This is a genomic window from Bradyrhizobium diversitatis, assembly GCF_016031635.1.
GTDB lineage: Bacteria > Pseudomonadota > Alphaproteobacteria > Rhizobiales > Xanthobacteraceae > Bradyrhizobium > Bradyrhizobium diversitatis.
In genome coordinates, this window is the sequence record NZ_JACEGD010000109.1 from 1 (window position 1) to 694 (window position 694).

Here is a 694-nt window from a genome sequence, read left to right on the forward strand (position 1 = left end):
CGGAGGGCGAAACGAACTTCGGGATAACGTCGCTGGCGGCACCCCACGCGGTATCGTCGAGGGTCGCCAGATACTCCTTCACCGCGCGGCTTGACCTCGCCGGATCACGGTCCCTGCGCCAATCCTGACCTGCGATCGAGCGCTGCTTGTTGGCGTCAGCCGCAATCAGGCTCGCATCGACTGCAAAGCCTTCGCCACCAACCAGACCGACCGCAATGCACGCCTCGACGACACGTTCAAACACGCGACGTAAAACATCCCCCTCGCGAAAACGCTCATTGCGGGCACGCGAGAACGCTGAATGATCCGGCACGGCATCCTCGATGCCGAGCTTGCAGAACCACCGATAAGCGAGGTTAACCTGCACTTCACGGCAGAGCAGCCGCTCCGAGCGGATCGCGAAGACATACCCTACGATCAACATCCGGATCATCAGCTCCGGATCGATCGACGGGCGACCCATGGACGAATAATGAGGAGCAAGTTCGCTGCGAAGCCAGGATAGATCGAGAGCAGTGTCGATCTTCCGCACCAGATGATCTTCGGGAACTACATCGCTGAGATGAAACTCGTAGAACAGTTGACCTTGGTCACCCTTCAGACGGCCCATCATGGATCGACCTCGTCGCGATTCGCGTCAACACAACGGAATCACGCTTGCTGGCTCGTCTCAACTGACTTTTGCAACAATATC

Annotated in this window: 1 protein-coding gene; it reads right to left on the reverse strand. The window is 58.2% G+C overall.

Annotated features, from left to right (window positions below):
* Positions 1–613: transposase (locus H1B27_RS39660; RefSeq protein WP_197969779.1), on the reverse strand; the 613-nt coding region annotated here is incomplete at its 3' end.
* Positions 614–694 lie beyond the last annotated feature (81 nt).